Source organism: Acinetobacter sp. YH12049 (assembly GCF_013419875.1).
Taxonomy (GTDB): domain Bacteria; phylum Pseudomonadota; class Gammaproteobacteria; order Pseudomonadales; family Moraxellaceae; genus Acinetobacter; species Acinetobacter amyesii.
The window spans coordinates 62,605-83,100 of record NZ_VOZH01000011.1; the positions used below are offsets into that span (position 1 = coordinate 62,605).

General features: G+C 42.6%; 17 protein-coding genes and 2 pseudogenes. 6 read left to right on the forward strand and 13 right to left on the reverse strand.

Going from position 1 to position 20,496, the window contains the following annotated elements; translation table 11 throughout:
* Nucleotides 1-46: 46 nt before the first annotated feature.
* A complete protein-coding gene (locus tag FTU05_RS06650) occupies nucleotides 47-991 on the forward strand; it encodes a metal-dependent hydrolase (protein ID WP_180164676.1) in 945 nt (314 codons plus the stop codon).
* 220 nt (nucleotides 992-1,211) lie between these two features.
* Nucleotides 1,212-1,556: pseudogene (locus FTU05_RS06655) on the forward strand (VOC family protein); the annotation flags it as partial.
* 77 nt (nucleotides 1,557-1,633) lie between these two features.
* Here FTU05_RS06655 and FTU05_RS06660 read toward each other — a convergent pair.
* Together FTU05_RS06660 and FTU05_RS06665 are read right to left on the reverse strand one after the other, a co-directional pair.
* Nucleotides 1,634-2,893 carry a dicarboxylate/amino acid:cation symporter gene (locus tag FTU05_RS06660; protein ID WP_180164678.1) on the reverse strand — a complete coding sequence of 420 codons (1,260 nt, stop codon included), beginning with the start codon at nucleotides 2,891-2,893 and terminating at the stop codon, nucleotides 1,634-1,636.
* A gap of 247 nt (nucleotides 2,894-3,140) precedes the next feature.
* The gene (locus FTU05_RS06665; RefSeq protein WP_180164680.1) at nucleotides 3,141-4,013 is read right to left on the reverse strand and encodes an acyl-CoA thioesterase II; all 873 of its coding nucleotides are present in this window, start codon (nucleotides 4,011-4,013) and stop codon (nucleotides 3,141-3,143) included.
* Nucleotides 4,014-4,300: 287 nt separating this feature from the next.
* Between FTU05_RS06665 and plsB the strand changes: the two genes are divergently transcribed.
* Nucleotides 4,301-6,874, forward strand: coding sequence for a glycerol-3-phosphate 1-O-acyltransferase PlsB (gene plsB, locus FTU05_RS06670; RefSeq protein WP_180164682.1), 2,574 nt, complete (start codon nucleotides 4,301-4,303; stop codon nucleotides 6,872-6,874).
* Nucleotides 6,875-6,960: 86 nt separating this feature from the next.
* Here the strand turns inward: plsB and FTU05_RS18085 are convergent.
* A pseudogene (locus FTU05_RS18085) lies at nucleotides 6,961-7,501 on the reverse strand (class I SAM-dependent methyltransferase).
* A gap of 199 nt (nucleotides 7,502-7,700) precedes the next feature.
* Nucleotides 7,701-8,480 (reverse strand): NAD-dependent epimerase/dehydratase family protein, encoded by a 780-nt coding sequence (locus FTU05_RS06680; protein WP_180164684.1) that lies wholly within the window; start codon nucleotides 8,478-8,480, stop codon nucleotides 7,701-7,703.
* Nucleotides 8,481-8,539: 59 nt separating this feature from the next.
* Here FTU05_RS06680 and recG point away from each other — a divergent pair, with 59 nt between their 5' ends.
* Complete coding sequence (gene recG / locus FTU05_RS06685) at nucleotides 8,540-10,585, forward strand: ATP-dependent DNA helicase RecG (RefSeq protein WP_180164685.1); 2,046 nt, start codon at nucleotides 8,540-8,542, stop codon at nucleotides 10,583-10,585.
* Between the two features lie 146 nt (nucleotides 10,586-10,731).
* Nucleotides 10,732-11,364: a ComF family protein gene (locus FTU05_RS06690; RefSeq protein WP_180164687.1), complete on the forward strand. Its 633-nt coding sequence runs from the start codon at nucleotides 10,732-10,734 to the stop codon at nucleotides 11,362-11,364.
* 46 nt (nucleotides 11,365-11,410) lie between these two features.
* On the opposite strand, the gene FTU05_RS06695 is transcribed toward FTU05_RS06690, so the two are convergent.
* A complete protein-coding gene (locus tag FTU05_RS06695) occupies nucleotides 11,411-11,818 on the reverse strand; it encodes an NUDIX domain-containing protein (protein WP_180064822.1) in 408 nt (135 codons plus the stop codon).
* On the reverse strand, nucleotides 11,818-12,423 hold the full coding sequence (locus tag FTU05_RS06700; protein WP_180164689.1) for a TIGR00730 family Rossman fold protein: 606 nt from the start codon (nucleotides 12,421-12,423) through the stop codon (nucleotides 11,818-11,820). The genes FTU05_RS06695 and FTU05_RS06700 overlap by 1 nt, the downstream gene beginning before the upstream one ends.
* A gap of 155 nt (nucleotides 12,424-12,578) precedes the next feature.
* Between FTU05_RS06700 and FTU05_RS06705 the strand changes: the two genes are divergently transcribed.
* Complete coding sequence (locus tag FTU05_RS06705; protein WP_078189297.1) at nucleotides 12,579-13,592, forward strand: CorA family divalent cation transporter; 1,014 nt, start codon at nucleotides 12,579-12,581, stop codon at nucleotides 13,590-13,592.
* 78 nt (nucleotides 13,593-13,670) lie between these two features.
* On the opposite strand, the gene FTU05_RS06710 is transcribed toward FTU05_RS06705, so the two are convergent.
* From FTU05_RS06710 to FTU05_RS06740, 7 genes are all read right to left on the reverse strand, one after another.
* On the reverse strand, nucleotides 13,671-13,931 hold the full coding sequence (locus FTU05_RS06710) for a lipid asymmetry maintenance protein MlaB (protein WP_218945760.1): 261 nt from the start codon (nucleotides 13,929-13,931) through the stop codon (nucleotides 13,671-13,673).
* Between the two features lie 39 nt (nucleotides 13,932-13,970).
* Nucleotides 13,971-14,606, reverse strand: coding sequence for an ABC transporter substrate-binding protein (locus FTU05_RS06715; RefSeq protein WP_180164691.1), 636 nt, complete (start codon nucleotides 14,604-14,606; stop codon nucleotides 13,971-13,973).
* 17 nt (nucleotides 14,607-14,623) lie between these two features.
* Entirely contained in the window at nucleotides 14,624-15,304 is a 681-nt protein-coding gene (locus FTU05_RS06720) for an outer membrane lipid asymmetry maintenance protein MlaD (protein WP_180073426.1), read from the reverse strand.
* A complete protein-coding gene (gene mlaE, locus FTU05_RS06725; RefSeq protein ID WP_078189301.1) occupies nucleotides 15,304-16,083 on the reverse strand; it encodes a lipid asymmetry maintenance ABC transporter permease subunit MlaE in 780 nt (259 codons plus the stop codon). Before mlaE ends, FTU05_RS06720 begins: the two co-directional genes overlap by 1 nt.
* Nucleotides 16,080-16,898: an ABC transporter ATP-binding protein gene (locus tag FTU05_RS06730; protein ID WP_111885426.1), complete on the reverse strand. Its 819-nt coding sequence runs from the start codon at nucleotides 16,896-16,898 to the stop codon at nucleotides 16,080-16,082. The genes mlaE and FTU05_RS06730 overlap by 4 nt, the downstream gene beginning before the upstream one ends.
* A gap of 406 nt (nucleotides 16,899-17,304) precedes the next feature.
* Nucleotides 17,305-19,116: a DEAD/DEAH box helicase gene (locus FTU05_RS06735; RefSeq protein ID WP_180164693.1), complete on the reverse strand. Its 1,812-nt coding sequence runs from the start codon at nucleotides 19,114-19,116 to the stop codon at nucleotides 17,305-17,307.
* Nucleotides 19,117-19,573: 457 nt separating this feature from the next.
* Nucleotides 19,574-20,404, reverse strand: a complete 831-nt coding sequence (locus FTU05_RS06740; RefSeq protein WP_078189303.1) for an inositol monophosphatase family protein — start codon at nucleotides 20,402-20,404, stop codon at nucleotides 19,574-19,576.
* Nucleotides 20,405-20,496: the final 92 nt, after the last annotated feature.

Here is a 20,496-nt window from a genome sequence, read left to right on the forward strand (position 1 = left end):
AAATACATCAGATGTGTACTCGATCACATAAAAACAAGGATAGGTCATGAAATTACTCTCCCGCTTGAGAAACACAAAACTTGGATCATCAATCGAATATAGAATTAAGCCACGTAAAGTGAAATTTGAGTGGCAAGATACTCAAGTTGACTGGGTACCCAACCAAGCTTTTGTCAGCTATTTTATTAATGAAATTAATATGATCTTACCGGCAGGTGAGTTTTGGTTTTGCCGTCTGTATAACAAAGTATTACCGCAAATTAGAGATGAAAAATTAGCAGAGGACGTTAAAGCATTTATCCGCCAAGAAGCCATGCATGCTCAGGCGCATAACTCTGCCAATAAAGAATATCTATCTCAGCGCAATATCAGTATTCAACGCAACCTTGAAATCATGGACTTTCTCTTTGGCAAACTGCTTGCGGACCAACCTTTAGGGCTCAACGTACCTAAAGCTTTAGATCATCAATGGGATCTCTTTCGTTTAGGGGTGATTGCAACTGTTGAACACATGACCTGTGTACTAGGCAAATATGCTTTATACAACAAAGAGTGGGAACGACTAGGCGCTGATCCGAATATGCTCGATCTAGTAAAATGGCATGGTGCAGAGGAAATAGAACATCGTACCGTGGCTTTTGATTTGTATCATCATCTCGGTGGCGGCTATATTTCTCGCTATTATCAAAGTGTGATTGTGATTGCTGCCGTACTTGGTCTATGGGTCGATGGTGCTGCACATATCATGCAGCAAGACTCGCGCTATGCATCGATTAAACCTGCCGTATATAAACCGTGGATTTGGCGTGAATGGGCGCGTATCGCGCAAAAAGACAATCGCTTATTGCCACATCCGCTTTGGTTAGTGTCGCAGCAATTGGGGTATTTAATGCCTTGGTACGATCCTGTGCATGAAGCGAAAACTGAAGATGCGATTGCTTACCTCGACAACTCTCCTGCTGCAAAACGTGCCGCACTGAAAGTTGCATAAACACCATTTAAAATCTGTATTAAGCAGGGTTCGCCCTGCTTTTTTTTGTGCTCACATCCATTACGCTCCATTTTTTATTGAGCAATCAACACACTCAAGATGGAAAAGGTCATAAGTTCGAGGTTTAAAGTACAGTTCTTCCGAACTCCCTATTCTCTTTAAAATGCATTTATACTCAGTCTCATCCTAAAATAAAAATACATCGTTCAGGAGCATCTCCATGCACGCTCACATCTCCGTCATTACACTGGCCGTGAAAGATTTACATGCTGCATTCGCGTTTTATCAGGAGGGTTTAGGTCTTAATAGCGCGAGGATTATTGGGACTGAATTTGAACATAGCGCTGTGGCATTTTTTGATTTACAACACGGTTTAAAGCTCGCACTCTGGCCACAAGATAGCCTGAGTCATGACACCAGAATTAGTGCATCAGCGTTTTGTCCAACTTAAATGTCTCTGGGACATAACGTTAACAGTCCCGCAGCCGTCGATCAAAGCATGCAACAAGCCCAACGCGCTGGTGCAAAAACAATTAAGCCCGCACAGCCCACGTTTTACGGTGGTTAAGCAGGCTATTTTCAAGACTTAGATGGGCATCTGTGGGAGATCGTCTACAACCCACATTTTAGCTCTTTATCTGCTTAATTCGACAACATTGGTTCATCGACATCTCGCGTATGACGATCAACCACTACACTAATCATCATATCGCCCTGTACGTTCACCACAGTCCGTACCGTATCTAAGAGTCGATCTATCGGCAGTAAAATCGCAATCGCTTCTGCAGGGAGTCCGACTGATTGTAAAACCATAATCATTGTCACCATTCCAGCGCTTGGAATGCCCGGTGCGCCGAGTGACGCAATCATGGCGGTTGCACAGACAATTAACTGCTGACCCAAGGTTAAATCTAAGCCCATCAAGTTAGCAATAAATAACGCAGCAGCAGCTTCATACAACGCTGTACCATCCATATTTAACTGTGTGCCCAATGGAATCACAAAACCTGCTGTTTGAGGACGTACGCCTAAATTTTCCTGCGCACATTTCATCGACAGTGGCATCGTTGCTGAACTTGAACTGGTTGCAAAAGCAGTGATTAAGGCAGCTCGTGTTCCTCTAAAAAATGTCAGTGGACTCATTTTCCCAAAAATCCAAAGCAACAGAGGTAACACCACTGCCCCATGGAAAATCGTGGTCCCTGTGACTACGGCAGCAAACTCCGCGAGGCGACTCAACACCGAAATATCTTCTGTAGCAATCAATTTAGCCAATAATGCAAAAATACCAATCGGTGCAAGCTTCATCACCCAACCAATGATCATCATCATGATGTCGAAAAATTGCTGACTGAGCTTTCTCACACTTCGAAATTTTTCACCGCCTTTGACCAAGGCCACACCTAAAAATAGGGAAAACACCACGACAGCGAGTACATTGCCATCACTAAAGGCTTTAAACGGATTGATCAGTGTATTTTGAATAAAATTGGTAAAGAATGAACCTGCTGTGAGGGTGTCAGGACTCTGATGTTGTTGTATTGCATCTTGGAACATGACGATGTCCACGCCCTGCCCAACTTTAAAAATATGCGCACATGCTAGACCCAAGATCAGTGCCAAAGTTGTGGTGGTGACACAGCAAGCTAAGGTAATTTTCCACGTACGACTCAGCTGACCACCCGCTTGTAAATTCGATACCCCCACCACAATCGAACTAAAGATCAGCGGAACCAAGATCATTTTCAGCAAGCCAATAAAAATACTACTGGCAATCCCCAGGCCATACAGGCTGGCGGATAAAAACTGCGTCTCTGGAAACTGAATTAATAAAAAGCCAAATGCCACACCCAATATTGCGGCAATTAAAATCTGCGTATTTAAGCTCATTGTGCCTTGCATTTATCATCCTTTATTCAGGCACTATGCCATGCGCCCCACTGGGAATCGAGGAATTTTTTGTCACATATACTGCTACAATTCTGCAAAGCATGTATTCAACCCAATTCAATTTGTACTGCACCCCAATTAGATAACTCGAATCCGTGAGTAGATTCATACTAAAAATTGACGGCATAAAAAAACCGAATCAGGAGATTCGGTTTTTTCAATATTCAGCTTTTACGACTTAACACATAGTGCTCAAAGCTTATTGGGTTTCAATTTCGCGTAAACGAATCAAGCCTTCTTGTGTCGTACTACAGACCAACTCACCGTTTTGCCACATGCGACCGAAATTTAGACCACGTGAACTGGCACTGACTGTGGCATCCATGTCATAAAGCATCCACTCATCCACACGGAATGGCTTATGGAAATACATGGCATGATCAATACTCGCACACTGCAAACTTGGTGATAAATAACTTAAACCATGTGGGCGTAGTGCAGTCGTCATCAATGTAAAATCTGAATAGAATGCTGCAATGGCCTGATGTAAAGAGATGTCATCAACGTCAGCAGCAATTTTGTCATGGGTACGAATATAGTGTGCATACGATGGCGCAGCAGGCTGCGGTTGGTACGGGTTTTGCGGATCAATCGGGTGAATTTCCACATGGCGGTCGCGCATAAACGATGCACGGACGTTTTCAGGGATAAACTCCACCATCATTCGTTTTAGCTCAGCTTCAGATTTTAAATCTTCCACGGCTGGATATTCTGGCTCTGCAACTTGGTAATTCAAACCTTCTTCTTGCTCTGCAAATGACACCATACACATGAAAATGGTTTTACCATGTTGAATCGCACGAACCTGACGACTCACAAAACTGCGTCCATCGCGAATACGATCTACTTCATAAATGATCGGTGCATTGATATCACCACCAAATAAGAAATAGGCATGTAAGGAATGAGCAGGTCGATCTGTTGTATAAGATGCCGCACGGAGCGCCTGACCTAAAACCTGTCCACCAAAGACACGCTTCCCGACCAAATTTCGGCTTTGCCCACGAAAAATATTTTCTTCTAATTTTTCAAGACTGAGTAAATCAACCAACTCTTGTGTTAAGGCATTCATAACAAACCTATCTATCATTCGGGATTAAGCTAACGCAGGCAACATCAACAGATGTTTAAATATATTTTCCATTTTGCCATAAATCCAGACTAAAACCCTAAAGATTCGCTGACTGATCTGTCACCTTGCTGATGCAATATAACTGCTAAAAATACGTTTTTTAACGATAAAATCTTACAATATCTATGCAATTTGTCAGAAAATGACATACAGTTTTTAAGTACAATTACGCAGAATAGATTCCCCTCAGAATCTCTGTGGTTTGGTCATGAAAAGTAGGAGTTTGTATGTCCAAGAGCGGCTTTGGTCAGATGTATCGAAAGCTTTCGAGTAAACTGCTTGACCTTGTGGTAACACCGCATGTTTTAGGTGAAGTCCCTGTAGAACCTGTAGTGACTGAAACCGATACAGATACCGGCGTACAGACAACGAAAATTACCTGCTACGTTCTGCAAAATCATTCACGGAGTAATGCTTTAATTGTCGATGGTGAAACCCGTCGTTTAAAGCTACACCCTGCACTCGACCCAATGACTGTGGGTACGCAAACAGAAAAAGCCTCTGTGGTGTTTTTACAACATCATGATGAAGACAACTTACTCAATCCACCGCCGCATGCCTTTCCACCTCGTTTATTGCGTTTAATTGAGGTTTTGGAAAAAAATCCTGATGCGGATATTAAGCTCGTTCCTGTAACCGTGCTGTGGGGTCGTGAACCCGATAAAGAAGATTCTTGGTTTAAATTATTATTTACCGATACATGGTCTACACCAAGCAAAGTGAAGCAGTTGGTCAATATTGGTTTGCACGGTCGTCAATCGTACCTCGAATTCCATGAGCCACAGTCTTTGCGTCGTTTGGTTGAATATGCCAAAACTACACATCCAAACTTGTCACCTGCGACTTATATTGTCAGCACACTGAATGATTATTTAGATGCGCAGCGTGAAGTGGTTTTGGGTCCGGATTTATCTGACCGTCGTAATGTGATGCATGGCCTGATCAAATCTACGGATGTACAAGATGCGATTCGTCGTGAAAGCATTCGCAGTAAAATCAGTATGGTTGAAGCCGAACGTCGTGCGATTGGTTATTTAAATGAAATCGTTTCTGACTATTCTGCATCAACAGTACGTTTTGCTGACTTAGCCCTGACTCGCCTGTGGACACAGCTTTATGATGGCGTAGAAGTACATAACTTCAGTACCGTTCGTGAACTGGCCAAAGACTACGAGATCATTTACACCCCATGTCATCGTAGCCATATCGACTATTTATTATTGTCATATGTGATCTATAAGCGTGGTTTGATGGTGCCGTACATTGCTGCGGGTGATAACTTGAACATGCCATTTGTCGGGCAAATTTTACGTGGCGGCGGCGCGTTCTTTATTCGTCGTTCATTCCGTGGCAATGGTCTCTACACCACCGTATTTAAAGAATACCTCTACAGTATTTTGGCGCGTAATACACCGCTTGAATACTTCATCGAAGGTGGGCGTTCACGTACTGGTCGTTTATTACCACCGAAGACCGGCATGCTCGCCATGACTGTCCATGGTCATTTACGTAATCCAGCCAAACCGATCGTGTTCTTACCGACCTATATTGGTTATGAGCGTTTAATGGAAGGTGCGACCTACGTTGGTGAAATGAATGGTAAGCCAAAAGAAGGCGAATCAATCATCGGGATTATGAAAACACTGCGTAAGATCGAACGTATTTTCGGTAAAGTTCATTTGAACTTTGGTGAGCCGGTTTTCCTTGATGATATGTTGAAACAGCATAATGCAAGCAACATCAAAATCGAGAAAAATGACGACCCAATTCCGCCAGAAGTTTCGGATGCCATTAACAGTTCTGCACACGTGATTTTAGAAAATATTAACCGTGCAGCAGTGGTGAACCCAGTTTCATTGCTTTCACTGATTTTATTGGCAACATCTAAACACACTTTAGATGAAGAGATTTGCATTAAGCAGTTAGATACCTATCGCGATCTTTTAAATGCCTTACCTTACGATGAGCGCATGCAAGTAACACCGCTGTCAGGTAAAGAAATCATTGCTTATGGTTTAAAACTCAAGCTGATCAAACGTGTTAATCATGTCCTTGGCGATATTATTGCCATTGCTGATAATCAAGCGGTGCTGTTAACCTACTTCCGTAACAACATCCTGCACGCATTTATTTTGCCATCACTCATTGCCGCTTTGGTTGAACATAATGGTTCTATTCGCCGTGGTGATTTGATTAATGTCATTCGTACACTGTATCCATTCTTAAAAGCTGAGTTATTCCTCAAATGGAATAATGAAGAGCTTAAAGATCAGATCTGTGCGTATGCAGAAGTACTGATCAAAGCCAAGCTAATTTCTGAAGATGCAGAAGGCAACCTGATCTCCCCTGCGCCTAACTCAGAGCAGCACAATCAGTTAGTGGTCTTGGCTGCACCTGTGATGCAAAGTCTAGAGCGTTACTACATGACTTTGGCTTTAATCACACAACGTGGTTCAGGCAATATCTCGACGCGTCAGGTTGAAGAACTCAGTCACTTGGTTGGTCAACGTCTGTCTGTGTTGTATGAATTTAACTCGCCTGAGTTCTTTGATAAGGCCTTATTCCAAAGCTTTATTAAAGTCTTAACCCAACAAGGTTATATCAGCACCAATGAAAACAATGCCATTGTGTTTGATGAAAATTTCCAAAATGTTGCGCAATATGCCAACCTCGTTTTGGATGATGTGACACTCCAAATGTTGCAACACATTACGACCTTTAGTGATGAAGAGTTAAAAGAAGCACTTGATAAAGTTGCTGCGGAACAAGCCAAAAAACGCTTGAAACGTAAGAAGAAATAAACCGTTCTGATTTTTTCGCCATAAAAGCGGAAGAAGATGAGCAAAATCAGGGACAAGTTGTAAAAAACTTGTCTCTTTTTTTTGGACTATACAAAAGTATTTAATATTTTCTTTTTTAAAATTAAGGTATATACGTTCCAAAATTTTGGAGTTCCATTGGCTAGCGGTTTATTGCCTTTAAATTCATCGATATAAATAATATCAAAGTCCGCATCAAACAATTGTTTAAGTTCTTCCTGTTCAAAACCTATAAATTTTTCAGAAAAATTATTTACCCAATCATCATCTATCCCTAACAGTTGTATGAGTAAGATGCCTTGCGGATTCCTGCATTTTCTTTAAAACACTTTCAAGCGAATCCGTAGAACAAAAAAATAAACTGAATAAAGCAATAATTAAACTAGCTTTAGGAAAGCTATAGTCTTCAAAGGCCTGATTAGAAAATAAAAAATTCTTATTGTCTTTAAATTTACTTAGACAGATATTTTTAGCGTCAACAGACGGATCAAATGCATATACTTTAAAATGATGACGGAGTAGAAATGATGATTCATTTCCTGCACCACAACCACAATCAATCGCGATCTTTGGTAAATTCTCAAAATAACTCAAAGCTTTTTCCAAAATCGGTCTATGGGGTTAATTCTGAGTAAGTTCAGCAAATGATTTTGTCATTATTTAAATTTTATCCTTTGAGATCCATTCGAAAATTTGAACAATACATGTTGTAAAAGACCTATTTCATTCATTTATAGAATTTCTTTTAATACTCACCAAGCTACACTGAATTTTATACGTCACACCAATTTTACGCTACACATCACAATCAATCGTGCGCTAACTTAAAACCACTCTCCATCATCCGCATTGCATAAATTTTTTTACCTGTTTCTACTTCACTCTCTAAAACCAATTCGGGTAAATGCATAGCTCTTTGCAAATCCAAGATTCGCTCATGCAAAGGTTGAGGTTGGTTATTAGTACAAATATATGATTTTTCATGATGTTCCACGTGAAGTAGATGACACAGAAATTTTGCCAAATCATCGATATGTATTCGATTTGACCAATGGATATTGGGATAGTGATGAGTCGTTTCTGCCAGTTTCTGCATTCGTGTTGTCGATGTGCCATAAATCCCAGATGGACGTACGATCACGCATTCGGTAGGAAATGCTAGTGAGTAGTGATGCTCCATTTCAAGTAACAACATCCCCTGCTCATCGATCGGACGTGGCACAGTGTCATCATCAATGCGCTCCCCCACATGCTCACCATAGACACGAGTGGACGACACCACGATTAAACGTTGTATTGGATGATGTGCTAATGCTTGAACAATTGGCTGTACAGAATCGACATAAGTATGTCGGTAAGCATCCACAGCATTGAATTGAGCATGGCGTGCAGGAGCCAAAAGAACATAGACAGCATCAATCGGTTGAACCTGCGACAAATCCAGTTGGTGAATATCTTGGATTAAATGTTCTGCAAAATCATCCTCTTTCGCACTACGACTCACTGTGGTAATTTGGTGACCTTGCTGAAATAATTGTTTAGCAACGCGTTGCGATGTTTTACCATAACCGATAAATAGAATATGCATCAAACGACCTATTCTCAGAACTGATCCATTTAGATCATATAAACCGAAGTTGAGGGGACATGGCTGCCGTCCATCAATTGCAAGGGGTTGGCAATGCCGCCGCTGCTTTACTTGAAAAACTAAATATTTTCACGACAGATGATCTTTTGTTTCATCTGCCACGCGACTATGAAGATCGTAGCACGATCATCCCCATGAACCAATTGACCGTGGGTCGAAGTTATTTACTGGAAGGTACAGTCAAAAGTATCGACTTTCCAGCGGGTAAGCGTAAATCGATGGCTGCCCTACTAGATGACGACTGTGGCAAAGTTACTTTACGTTTTTACCATATCTACAAAGGCATTACTGATCGGGTAAAACCGGGCAATCGTTTACGGATTTTTGGTGAAGTCCGTGTTGGTGCTCGTGGCTTAGAAATGTATCATCCTGAACTACAGGTAATTACTGAACACACACCTTTACCACAAACCCAACTCACTGCGATTTACCCTGCAACCGAAGGCTTAACGCAGCCCAAACTGCGTGAATATGTCAAACAAGCACTACAGTTATATAGTGATGACTTACCTGAATTACTGCCAGAAAAATTCACCAATGGCTATGCCCTAAAACAAGCGCTGGACTATATTCATCATCCCCCTGTCGATGCCAATATGTTGCAACTGAGCCAAGGTTCTCATCCTGCACAGCAACGTTTAATTTTCGAAGAATTGGTTGCCCATCAGGTCAGTTTGCTCAGCCGCCGTGCTTATATTCAACAAATCGAAGCACCGTCTTTCTCTGCAAGCAAGAACTTCACCAAACAACTTTTAAGTACGCTGCCATTTGAAATGACCGGCGCACAAAAACGCGTGTCCAAAGAAATTGCGGTCGATCTGAAAAAGAACAAACCTATGCTGCGACTCGTACAAGGCGATGTGGGTGCAGGTAAAACCTTGGTTGCAGGTGTGGCTGCCTGTCATGCGCTCGAGGAAGGTTGGCAAGTGGCCATGATGGCGCCGACAGAAATTTTGGCCGAACAACATTATCTAAATTTCAAAAAATGGTTTGAGCCGATGGGTCTGACCGTGTCTTGGCTTTCAGGCAAACAAAAAGGTAAAGCTCGAGCTTCAGCAGAACAAAGTATTCAAGATGGCTCCGCCAATTTAGTGGTCGGCACACATGCTTTATTTCAAGACAATGTTCAATTTGCCAAATTAGGTTTAGTGATTATTGATGAACAACACCGTTTTGGTGTCGATCAGCGTTTAGCACTTCGAAACAAAGGTCTAAATGGCATGACACCGCATCAACTGGTGATGACAGCAACCCCTATTCCTCGTACCTTGGCGATGTCGGCTTATGGCGACTTAGACACCTCTGTCATTGATGAACTACCACCCGGTCGTACACCGATTCAAACAGTCACCATTCCACTTGACCGTCGTGAAGAAGTACTACAGCGGATTGCCAGCAATTGTGCTGAAGGTAAACAAGCCTATTGGGTCTGTACCTTAGTGGAACAATCCGAAACCTTAGATGCTCAGGCCGCTGAAGCGACTTTTAATGAAATTAAAGAACGCTTTCCAGACCTCAATATTGGCCTTGTTCACGGCAAAATGAAGGCCGATGAAAAGCAAGCAGTGATGCAGCAATTTAAAAATAATGAATTGCAATTACTGATTGCAACCACAGTGATTGAAGTCGGTGTTGACGTCCCAAATGCCTCGATCATGGTGATTGAAAATGCAGAACGCCTAGGGCTTTCACAACTACATCAGCTACGTGGTCGTGTAGGGCGTGGTGCCAAAGCCAGTTTCTGTGCCTTGCTGTATAAAAATCCCTTGTCGCAAAATGGGCAAGAGCGTTTACGCATTATGCGCGAGACCAATGACGGCTTTATTATTGCTGAAAAAGATTTGGAAATTCGCGGCCCCGGTGAGCTCCTCGGCACTAAACAAACGGGCGATATGGGCTTTCGTGTAGCAAAATTAGAGCGAGATGACCATTTACTCAATCAGGCTCACTATGTGGCTCAACAAGTCCTGAATGACTATCCTGCACAGGCTCAAGCGCTTTTAAAACGATGGCTGCCGGAAGCTCCTCGATACGCCTATGTATAATAATTATTAGGATGACAGATCGATCATCCTAATTATACAGATTGGCTTGAACCAATAAGCTTGTCGAACAGGTTGCTGTGGTGTTGTGATTGCACTTCACCACGAACTGTGCAAAATACTCAAAAAAGAATGATTAGAATAAAAACATGCTCCAATCTATCCAACACTTCATCCAAAAAGGAATACAGAGCGTTTCCCCTTGCCTGCTCTGCGGTATCGATCGACAACAACATCATTCGCTTTGTACCGACTGCTGGGCACAACTGCCTTGGTTTAAACAAGCGGTTGATCGCCATGAACACAGCATCTCTTGTGCCTTTTACTATGATTTCCCTATAGATCGCATCATTCAAAGCTATAAGTATGAGCAACAATTGCACTATCAAAATTTACTGGCACAGAGCCTTTTAAGCTTGCGCTTAGCTAGGGTTCAAGCCATCGTCCCCATGCCTATTTCAGTAGAACGCCTTAAAGACCGTGGGTATAACCAAATGCTGCTCGTTGCACACATGATGGCAAAGCAATTGCGCATCCCTGTTTGGCAACCAGTGATTCGTCAAGCACAGCACGCTCAAAAAGGTTTAAGTCGGCTAGAACGCCTAGAAAATATCGAACAGCAATTTATTATCAACCCAACCGAAAAACGCCGTTTCCGTAAAGTCCTCATCATTGATGATGTGGTGACCACGGGGAGTTCAATCCATGCATTAAGTGAGCTGTTACATCAGCTACATTGCACGCAGGTATATGCCGCATGCATTGCTGCGGCACAGCCTTAGTTTCAAACATCAACCACTAATAAAGAAACTGAGCAAGCGAAGCGGTTTAGCTTTCAGCAAGAGATCGCGCCTGCTGCTTCACCCAAGGAATCACCACCTCACGTGTTAAAGGTGCAAGTTTTGTTTGTGTATCATCCAAGCTGACCCATTGCATCGCTGCAATTTCCGCATCAATTTTCGGTTCACCTTGCAACTGGACCAGATAGACATAACTCACCAGTAGATGATCGACTTCGTTCGCAGCAGCCGTTTCAAAACGACCAATGAATTGCTCAATCTGCGCAGCGCAGCCAATTTCTTCCTGAATTTCACGCAGCATGGTGATTTCAGGAGCTTCATTGGGTTCTAATTTTCCACCCACTTGCATAAAGAATGCCGTGTGTTTTTTACGAACCACTAAAAGTTCATACTGTTCATTTAAAATAATGGCTGCGGCAACGGTTATGATTTTCATCAATTTTGTTCCAAATCCGCAATAAAAGCTGTACGTTCAACCATGCCCCACTTCGGCTCTGGCGCAGTGAAATATTGAAACTTTTCAACAATCGTTTCAATATTATCTTCTGCAATTAAGCATTCGATAAAACGTGGATGGGTAAAGCCTTTTTCTGCAGTTGTTTTCAGAAAATTCAATAAATCGTCATAAAAACCATCTACATTGAGAAAGGCACATGGCTTTAAATGAATGCCCAATTGAGCCCACGTCCACTGCTCAAAAATTTCCTCTAAAGTCCCTGCTCCACCTGGAATCGCCACAAAACCATCCGAGAGTTCAGACATTTTGGTTTTCCGTTGTTGCATATTTTCTACCACATGCAATTCGGTTAAATCTGGATGTGCCAATTCTTTATCGACCAAGACTTTTGGAATCACCCCAATGACTTGCCCACCTGCACGCAAAGCACTATCTGCCACAACACCCATCAAACCTGAACGACCACCACCATAGACCAGTGTGATGCCTCGTGCCGCTAAATGACGACCGACTTTTTCAGCCACCTGTAAATAGGCAGGCTTGTTACCAAGGGCGGAACCACAGAAAATTGCGATAGATTTCATTTATAATCACCATCAGATCAGGAACGCTATGCTGGAAAAATCAACTTTAAACAGATTTTTTCATAAAATAAGCATTAGAACAGTGTTTTTCAGCAAATCCTTGTCTAAAATACACCCATTCATTTTTAACTTACTGCGCAAGGGGAAAAGACAACATGCTTGAAGCCTTTTACGCCACAGAGCGCGGTAGCCTGGAAGATGTCACCATCAATGGTGACTTCGATTTACATCAGGATTTAGTCTGGCTCGATCTCATTGCCCCGTCTCAGGAAGAGCAGCAATGGATTATGGATGCCTATGATCAAAATTTACCTACATTAAAATCATTAGAAGATATTTCGTCGAGTGCACGATTCTACCGTGATGACGACGGTATTTTGCACATCAGCACCTATTTTTTAACGAAAAATAAAAATTTTCAGGTCGATGGCGAACCCGAAGAAAATGCCAGCACCTTAGCTACCGTACAAACGGTTGCCTTTATTTTGCATAAAGAACGCTTATTCACTTTACGGGGTGAAAAGCTGGTGGCTTTCCGTGCCTTTCGTGCCCGCGCGCGTCGTAACGATTATGAAATTGACTATAAAGATCCAACTTGGATTTTATTGGGTCTTTTAGAAGCCAAACTCGATGAACTTGCGGATATCTTGGAAGATATCCACAAGGACTTAGAAAAGTATTCCACAGAAGTACTGAATAACCGTCATCGTGAGATGATTTTAGACTTAGATGACATGATTACCCGACTTGCGCATTTAGAAGATATGCTCGGGAAAGCTCAGCTGTGTCTGATCGACTTACGTCGTGTTCTCACCTTCCTGTCACGTCCTCGCGCATTGGGCAGTCATATTTATGATGCCGACATCCGAGAACTCAGCGAAGACGTACGCTCTCTTGTTGAGCATGATGCCTTCTTGTTCCAAAAGGTTCGATTCTTACTGGATACCACCTCTGGATTCATTAACACCGAACAGAATGATACGATTCGTCGATTCTCGATTTTACCAAGTATGCTTGCGCCACCGATGTTAGTGGCCAGTGTCTATGGGATGAACACCGACGTACTGCCATTCGCGCATGGTACAACCAGTTTTATCGTGGTCAGCTTAATCATCGTGGCATTCTTTATTGGCCCATTGATGTACTTCCGCTGGAAGAAATGGATTTAATCCGTTCCTATTGCGTAGACTTGCGAGAGTTTCTTATCCCGCTGAAATAAAAAAAGCACCTTACGGTGCTTTTTTTATTTAGATCAATTGCAAGTCATGCTCAAGATGACAAGCTTGAATAATCTTCATCATTTTTTCAGGGACTGCTTTAAACTGCAAACCTTGCGCTTTTGGCGTTTGACGTAACCAACGGACCAAAACAGCTAAAGCCAAAGTACTGCCATGCTCAAGCTCAGCAAGATTGACCACCAAGGGAAAAGCTTGCTGTTGTTGAATCAATTTCAAGCCGTCTTGATAGTACAATTCGGCATTGTTGTAATCGATTTTGCCTGAAACCATCAATTCTTGTTGATGAAGTTTAATCACACATCACCTATCTTATTTTTTCTTGTCCAATGCTGCGTCAGCATCAGGTTTGAAGTTCGCAATTGCTTTATCAATGTTACCGCCATTACGTTTTACAGTTGCCGCAAACTGATTACGGAATTGTAAGCCTAGGTCGATACCCGAAACGTTGATATTACGGATTTTCCATTGTGAACCTTTATCCGCCAACTGGAAAGAGACTGGAATTTTTTCACCGTTGTTATGGAAATCAATCGTTACAACAGGGTTCTTACTGTTCGACGCTCTATATGGACGCATGCTATACGTTTGGTTACTAAACTTGGCAAAAGCTGAACCATAGTTTTCGATCAGCGTTGCACGGAAGTTACGTTCAAACTGCGCACGTTGAGCCGCTGAGCTGTATTGATTCGTTGCATACGTACCCATCACGATACGTGTGAACGCTTGTGAATCGATATACGGGTCTAAGTTTTGACGAACAATCGTTTTCACAGCTGCAGGGTTATTTTGTAGTTTTGCGTGGTCTGCTTTTAAACGTGTAATGAGGCCATCAGCCACTTTTTTTACAAATGCAGGTGGTGCTTCGCTTGGAGCAGCAAAAGCTGTACCTGCCATCATAGTTGATAAGATACTTGCTGTAAGCGTATGTTTTAACAATGTGTTCACTTAATTTCTCCTAAAAATTATTCAACAAATGCAGGTTCTTCTGCCGTTGTTGTGTCAGCAGCTTCTGTTTTTTGTTCAGTATCTGCTGTGCTGTCAGATTTGTTCCCTGCACCACCGGTCACAAATTTAGACACCAAATCTTCGATTTCCATCGTACCTTGGGTATTACCAATTTGGTCACCACGTTTTAAGAAGTTGACACCACCACCCGGTACAATTTTCAAATATTTCTCACCCAATAAACCATTGGTTGCAACCATAATGTAAGCATCTTCATCGATATTGGTGATGGATTTCATGTTAGCAATCAGTTGCTGTTCCATTTCTTTTTGTTTCGCAGGTATTGCTGCTTCATAGTCTGATGTGTAACGCAGCTCTTCGAGTGCATTCTTTTGCACTTCTTTTAATTGTTCTGCGTTATAAGAGGTTAATGAGCCATCCATAATCAGATGTGCTGTCACTAAGCGCGTCACAGGATCGAGTTTCAATGATTCCACTTGACCGACTTTGACACCGCTTAAGGTGACTTTGGCACGGGGTTTAATCCCGTTTACATTTTCAAATGTCGCGGTCAATTCATAACTGTCTTCGATGTTATTGCCGACCAAACCACTCACACGCATCGCCAAGAAGAAAATAGCGATAGCAAAAAGAATGACAAAAAAACCAACGGCCAGTTCACTCGTACGTGATTTCATTAAATACCTCCGAACATGACCGCAGTCAACACGAAATCTGATCCTAAAACACACAACGAAGAATACACGACAGTACGTGTGGTCGACGTTGCAATACCTTCTGAAGTTGGGACACAGGCATAACCCTGATAGACCGCAATCCAAGTACAAATTAATGCAAAAACAAAACTTTTGATGATGGTGCCATTAAAGACGTCTTTAAAGAATTGCACACTGTTCTCGATGCCACTCCAATAAGAGCCTTCATCTGCACCTAGAAAATCAACACCCACCAATTTACCGCCCATGATGCCGACCGCAGCGAAAATCACCGACAACATTGGCAAGCTAAAAATACCGGCCCAAAGTCGAGGCGAGATCACTCGTTTTAAGGGATCGACCCCGATCATTTCCATACTCGACAACTGCTCAGTGGCTTTCATCAAACCAATTTCAGCCGTCAAAGCAGAACCTGCACGACCTGCAAAGAGTAAAGCCGCAACCACAGGTGCAAGTTCACGCAGTAACGTCAGTGCAACGGCGGTGCCGAGCATCGCTTCACTACCAAAGGTCGACAGAATGCTATACATCTGCAAACCCAGTACCGAGCCAATAAATAAGCCAGATACCACAATAATCAGTAATGAAAGCACACCAACACGGTACATCTGATAAATAAACAATTTCACGCCAAGTAAAGTCGGCATGGAAAAAAGAATCTGCAGCAACATAATGGTTGCTACGCCGATTCCTCGAACACGTTCAATGACGCGTCTACCTAATGCGGCAATAGCATTCATGAACGAACCTCATGATTTAAATAGGGCTGATGACTGAATTGATAATCGACCGGACCTTCTACCGAACCCGTCAAGAACTGCTTCACAAAAGGCGAAGCATGTGCTTTTAATTGCTCAGGTGTTCCCTCGCCCTGCACTTTCCCTTCAGCCACCACATAGATGTAATCTGCAATTGATAATGTTTCAGCCACATCATGCGAAACAATAATCGTGGTTAGATCTAAAGCTTCACGTAACGAACGAATCAAGCGAGTTAAAACCCCCATCACAATCGGGTCTTGCCCTGCAAAGGGTTCGTCATACATGATCAACTCAGGATCCAGTGCAATAGCTCGTGCCAAAGCCACACGACGATTCATACCACCTGAAAGTTCAGAGGGCATCATTTGTTCTGCACCACGTAAACCAACAGACTCTAATTTCAACGCAACAATTTCAGCGATCAAATGCTCTGGCAACTTGGTATGCGCACGAATTGGAAAGGCTACGTTTTCATACACCGACATATCGGTAAATAATGCGCCGCTCTGAAACAGCATCCCCATACGCGCACGCGCAGCGAAGAGTTCCTGACGTGACATCTGTGCAATGTCCTGCCCATCAAGCAACACTTCTCCATTATCGGGAGTCAATTGACCACCAATTAAACGGAGTAAAGTCGTTTTACCTGTACCAGATGGACCCATAATTGCAGTGATCTGACCACGACGAATTTTTAAACTGACATTGTCATAAATGACGCGCTCTCCTCGCTTAAAACTCAGGTTTTTCACTTCGATCAGTGCCTGAGTCTGAGAAGACGTTTGATTATTCATAGCTGAGGATTTTCCTGCATTTTTTTCAGCATGCATACTATAAAGGATTGAAGTTTAAAATGTTACCATTGCATGGGCGCATATCCCTGCATTCCATCAGGTAAATTGTTTTTTATTATTAATGCGATTTTATAGAGGGTGTTTTCAACCCAATAGAAGAATTTAGTTAAAATAATTGTATATATAGTAAACGATATTACACAATAAGAGTGTCAAACCGATATAAGGCATAAGTACCTCGATCATCACTGTACGCATATTTGCCAACGCGTTTCCGTTCATATTAATTATCATTAAACACATAAAGTTTGATCAAGTATACATTTTTCTGATTAAAAAGCTAATTTAAATCCATAAAAAAAACCGGTGTTTCCACCGGTTTTTCGATATTTCTCTCGAAATTCAATTAGTCATTGAATTTACGACGTGGACGGTCTTCACCGAAAGTGCGTTCGCCACGTAGTTTATCATCACCGAAACGTTTTGGACGGTCATCGCCGAAACGTTTTGGACGATCTTCACCAAATGAACGTTGAGGACGGTCACCGTTGAATTCACGACGTGGACGATCTTCACCAAATGAACGTTTTGGACGATCGCCATAACCTTCACGAGCTGGTTTATAATCTACACGGTTACCACGGTTGTCATCGTTAGAACGACGGTCAAAACCACCTTCACGACGTGGACGATCGCTGTTAAATTCGCGACGTGGACGATCTTCAAAACCGCCTTCACGACGTGGACGATCGTTGTTAAATTCGCGACGTGGACGATCTTCGAAACCGCCTTCACGACGTGGACGATCGTTGTTAAATTCGCGACGTGGACGATCTTCGAAACCGCCTTCACGACGTGGACGATCGTTGTTGTATTCGCGACGTGGACGATCTTCGCCACCGAATGAACGACGTTCGCCATCACGGTTGCCTTCACGACGTTTGAAGTTTGATTCACCTTCAAAACGACGACCGCCACCGAAACCACCACGACCACCGCGACCGCCATCACGACGACCACGACCGCCATCACGGCTACCACGTGCAGGAGGTGGAGATGGCTCAAGACCTTCAATTTCAGATACATTTAAACGTGCATCTAAGAAGTCTTCTAAAGCACGAATTTTACCGCGTTCACGGTAAGTCGCTAAAGTAATCGCGTTACCAGTACGGCCCGCACGACCTGTACGACCGATACGGTGTACATAGTCTTCGTTCTTCATTGGAAGACCGAAGTTAATTACGTGAGAAATAGTTGGTACGTCTAGACCACGTGCAGCAACGTCAGTCGCAACTAAGATTTTTGCACGACCTTCACGAATGCTACGTAAACGACGGTTACGTACAGTTTGTGGCATTGCACCATGAAGAGCGACAACTGAGTGACCTGCTTCTGCAAGTTCTTCAGCCAACATATCTGTATCTTCTTGAGTAGATGCGAATACAACTGCTTGATCTACAGACTCATCAGATAACCAGTGGGTCAAAAGTTTTTTCTTGTGTTCGAAACCGTCAGTCCAGTGAAGAGTCTGAGTAATGTCAGTATTTGTAGAGTGACCAGTTTCAATCGCAATACGCTGTGGATCATTCATCATGCGTTCTGCAAGTGTAATGATACGCGGCGCAAATGTTGCAGAGAACATTAATGTTTGTTTACGGTTAGCAGCCAAGTCGCTGATCGCTTCTAGGTCTTCAGAGAAACCTAAGTCAAGCATACGGTCAGCTTCGTCAACGATTAACGCATCAACGTTATCTAATTTAATTTGACGACGGTTAACCAAGTCAAGTAAACGACCTGGAGTCGCTACGACAACTTGTGCACCTTTAAGCTGTTGGATTTGTTTACCGAAAGGCATACCACCCATAATTGCAGCAATACGAACACCTTTCATGTGACGTACTAAAGCAATTGCGTCTTGGCTCACCTGTTGAGCCAATTCACGTGTAGGGCAAAGTACAAGAATAGACGGTGCAGTTACCGCTTTCATGCGCTCTTTGAAAGACATCAATGTGTCTTGACCAGCCAAAGCATTCACAGTTGGGAGTAAGAATGCAGCAGTTTTACCAGAACCAGTTTGGCTTGATACAAGAAGGTCTTTACCTTCTAATGCAGCTGGAATTGATTGTTCTTGCACTGGAGTCGGAGTAGTAAAACCTAGACCTTGTAATGCTAGTTGTAACGACTCATGTAAAGGAAAATCAGCAAAAGTTTTGCTCATAGAGTATTTCACCCCAAAAATGGGTGCTCCATTAAAAATATAAATTCAGATGGACATCGGCAAAAAGCGGCACAGCAAAAGACGCTGAAAATATAGAATCAGCGGCGATCCGAGAACGACGATGCGTATAACGCACACATGATTACAGCCGCAACCTGAAGGAATCGCTTAGCGATTGGGTGGGGCGCGAAATATCGTCCTCTCTTTGGACCGGAACGCGCATACACAATGATAGAAGAGAATGTTCAGGTAATGAACGAAATTTAGTGCGTGCGGGGATTATAGCAGAAAGTTTTTAAATGTCACCTGTTTTAGTCAACTTCAGAATATTTTTTGTAAGAAGCTTTAAATTATAGATGTTTAAGCTATTATTTTTGACCGATTAGACAAAAATAAAGCCCTCATAAAGAGGGCTTTATTTCATTATTCTGTCAATAAACTCGAACTAAGCGTTCTATTATTTAGCAGCTTCACCCCAAGCTGGAACAACAGCTTGCATAAGTGGTTTAAGCATTTTCATAGAACATGCAAGTACTTGACCATTGTCCATTGAGTCGTTACCACCACGAGCATCAACCACAGTACCACCCGCTTCTTTCACAATAAGTTCGCCTGCAGCGATGTCCCATGGTTTCAAACCAAGTTCGAAATAACCATCGAAACGACCTGCAGCAACATATGCTAGATCAAGAGCAGCAGAACCTGAACGACGGTATTGAGCACCGGCTTCAGTCACATTTAACAATGAGTTGAAATGGTTTTTCGCATAAGAAACCACTTCGCCATTACGAATTTTACGATACGCATGACCCACTGAAAGGAAAGTGTTTTCTAAGCTGTCTTTTACATTTACACGAATACGGCGTTGGTTCATCATCGCACCGCGACCACGGCTTGCAGAGAACAACTCATCTTTCACAGGGTCATAAATAACACCGTGTTGAGTTACACCTTTATGTTGAACTGCGATAGAGATACAGAAATGTGGAACACCATTAACGAAGTTTAATGTGCCATCAAGTGGGTCGATGATCCAACACCAATCAGCGTCGTGACCTTTGCCTTCTTGAAGACCAAACTCTTCGCCTAGGAAACTGTGATTTTTATAGCTTTTACGTAGGGTATCGATAGTCAATTGTTCCAAATAACGGTCTACACGCGTTACTGGACCATCAATTCCTTTTTCTTCGACTTGTAGATCGAGTTTATGACGATTTTGATGCGCTTTTAAAAGCTCTTGACCAACTAATTGAGCCGCACGCGCAGCCATAACCACCATAGGTTCCATTGAACACCCACTACAAATTTGAAGATACTGATAAAGAATAATGCATAAAAGCCCTTATATCTTATCAAATATAAGGGCTTTTAGGGAAAAAA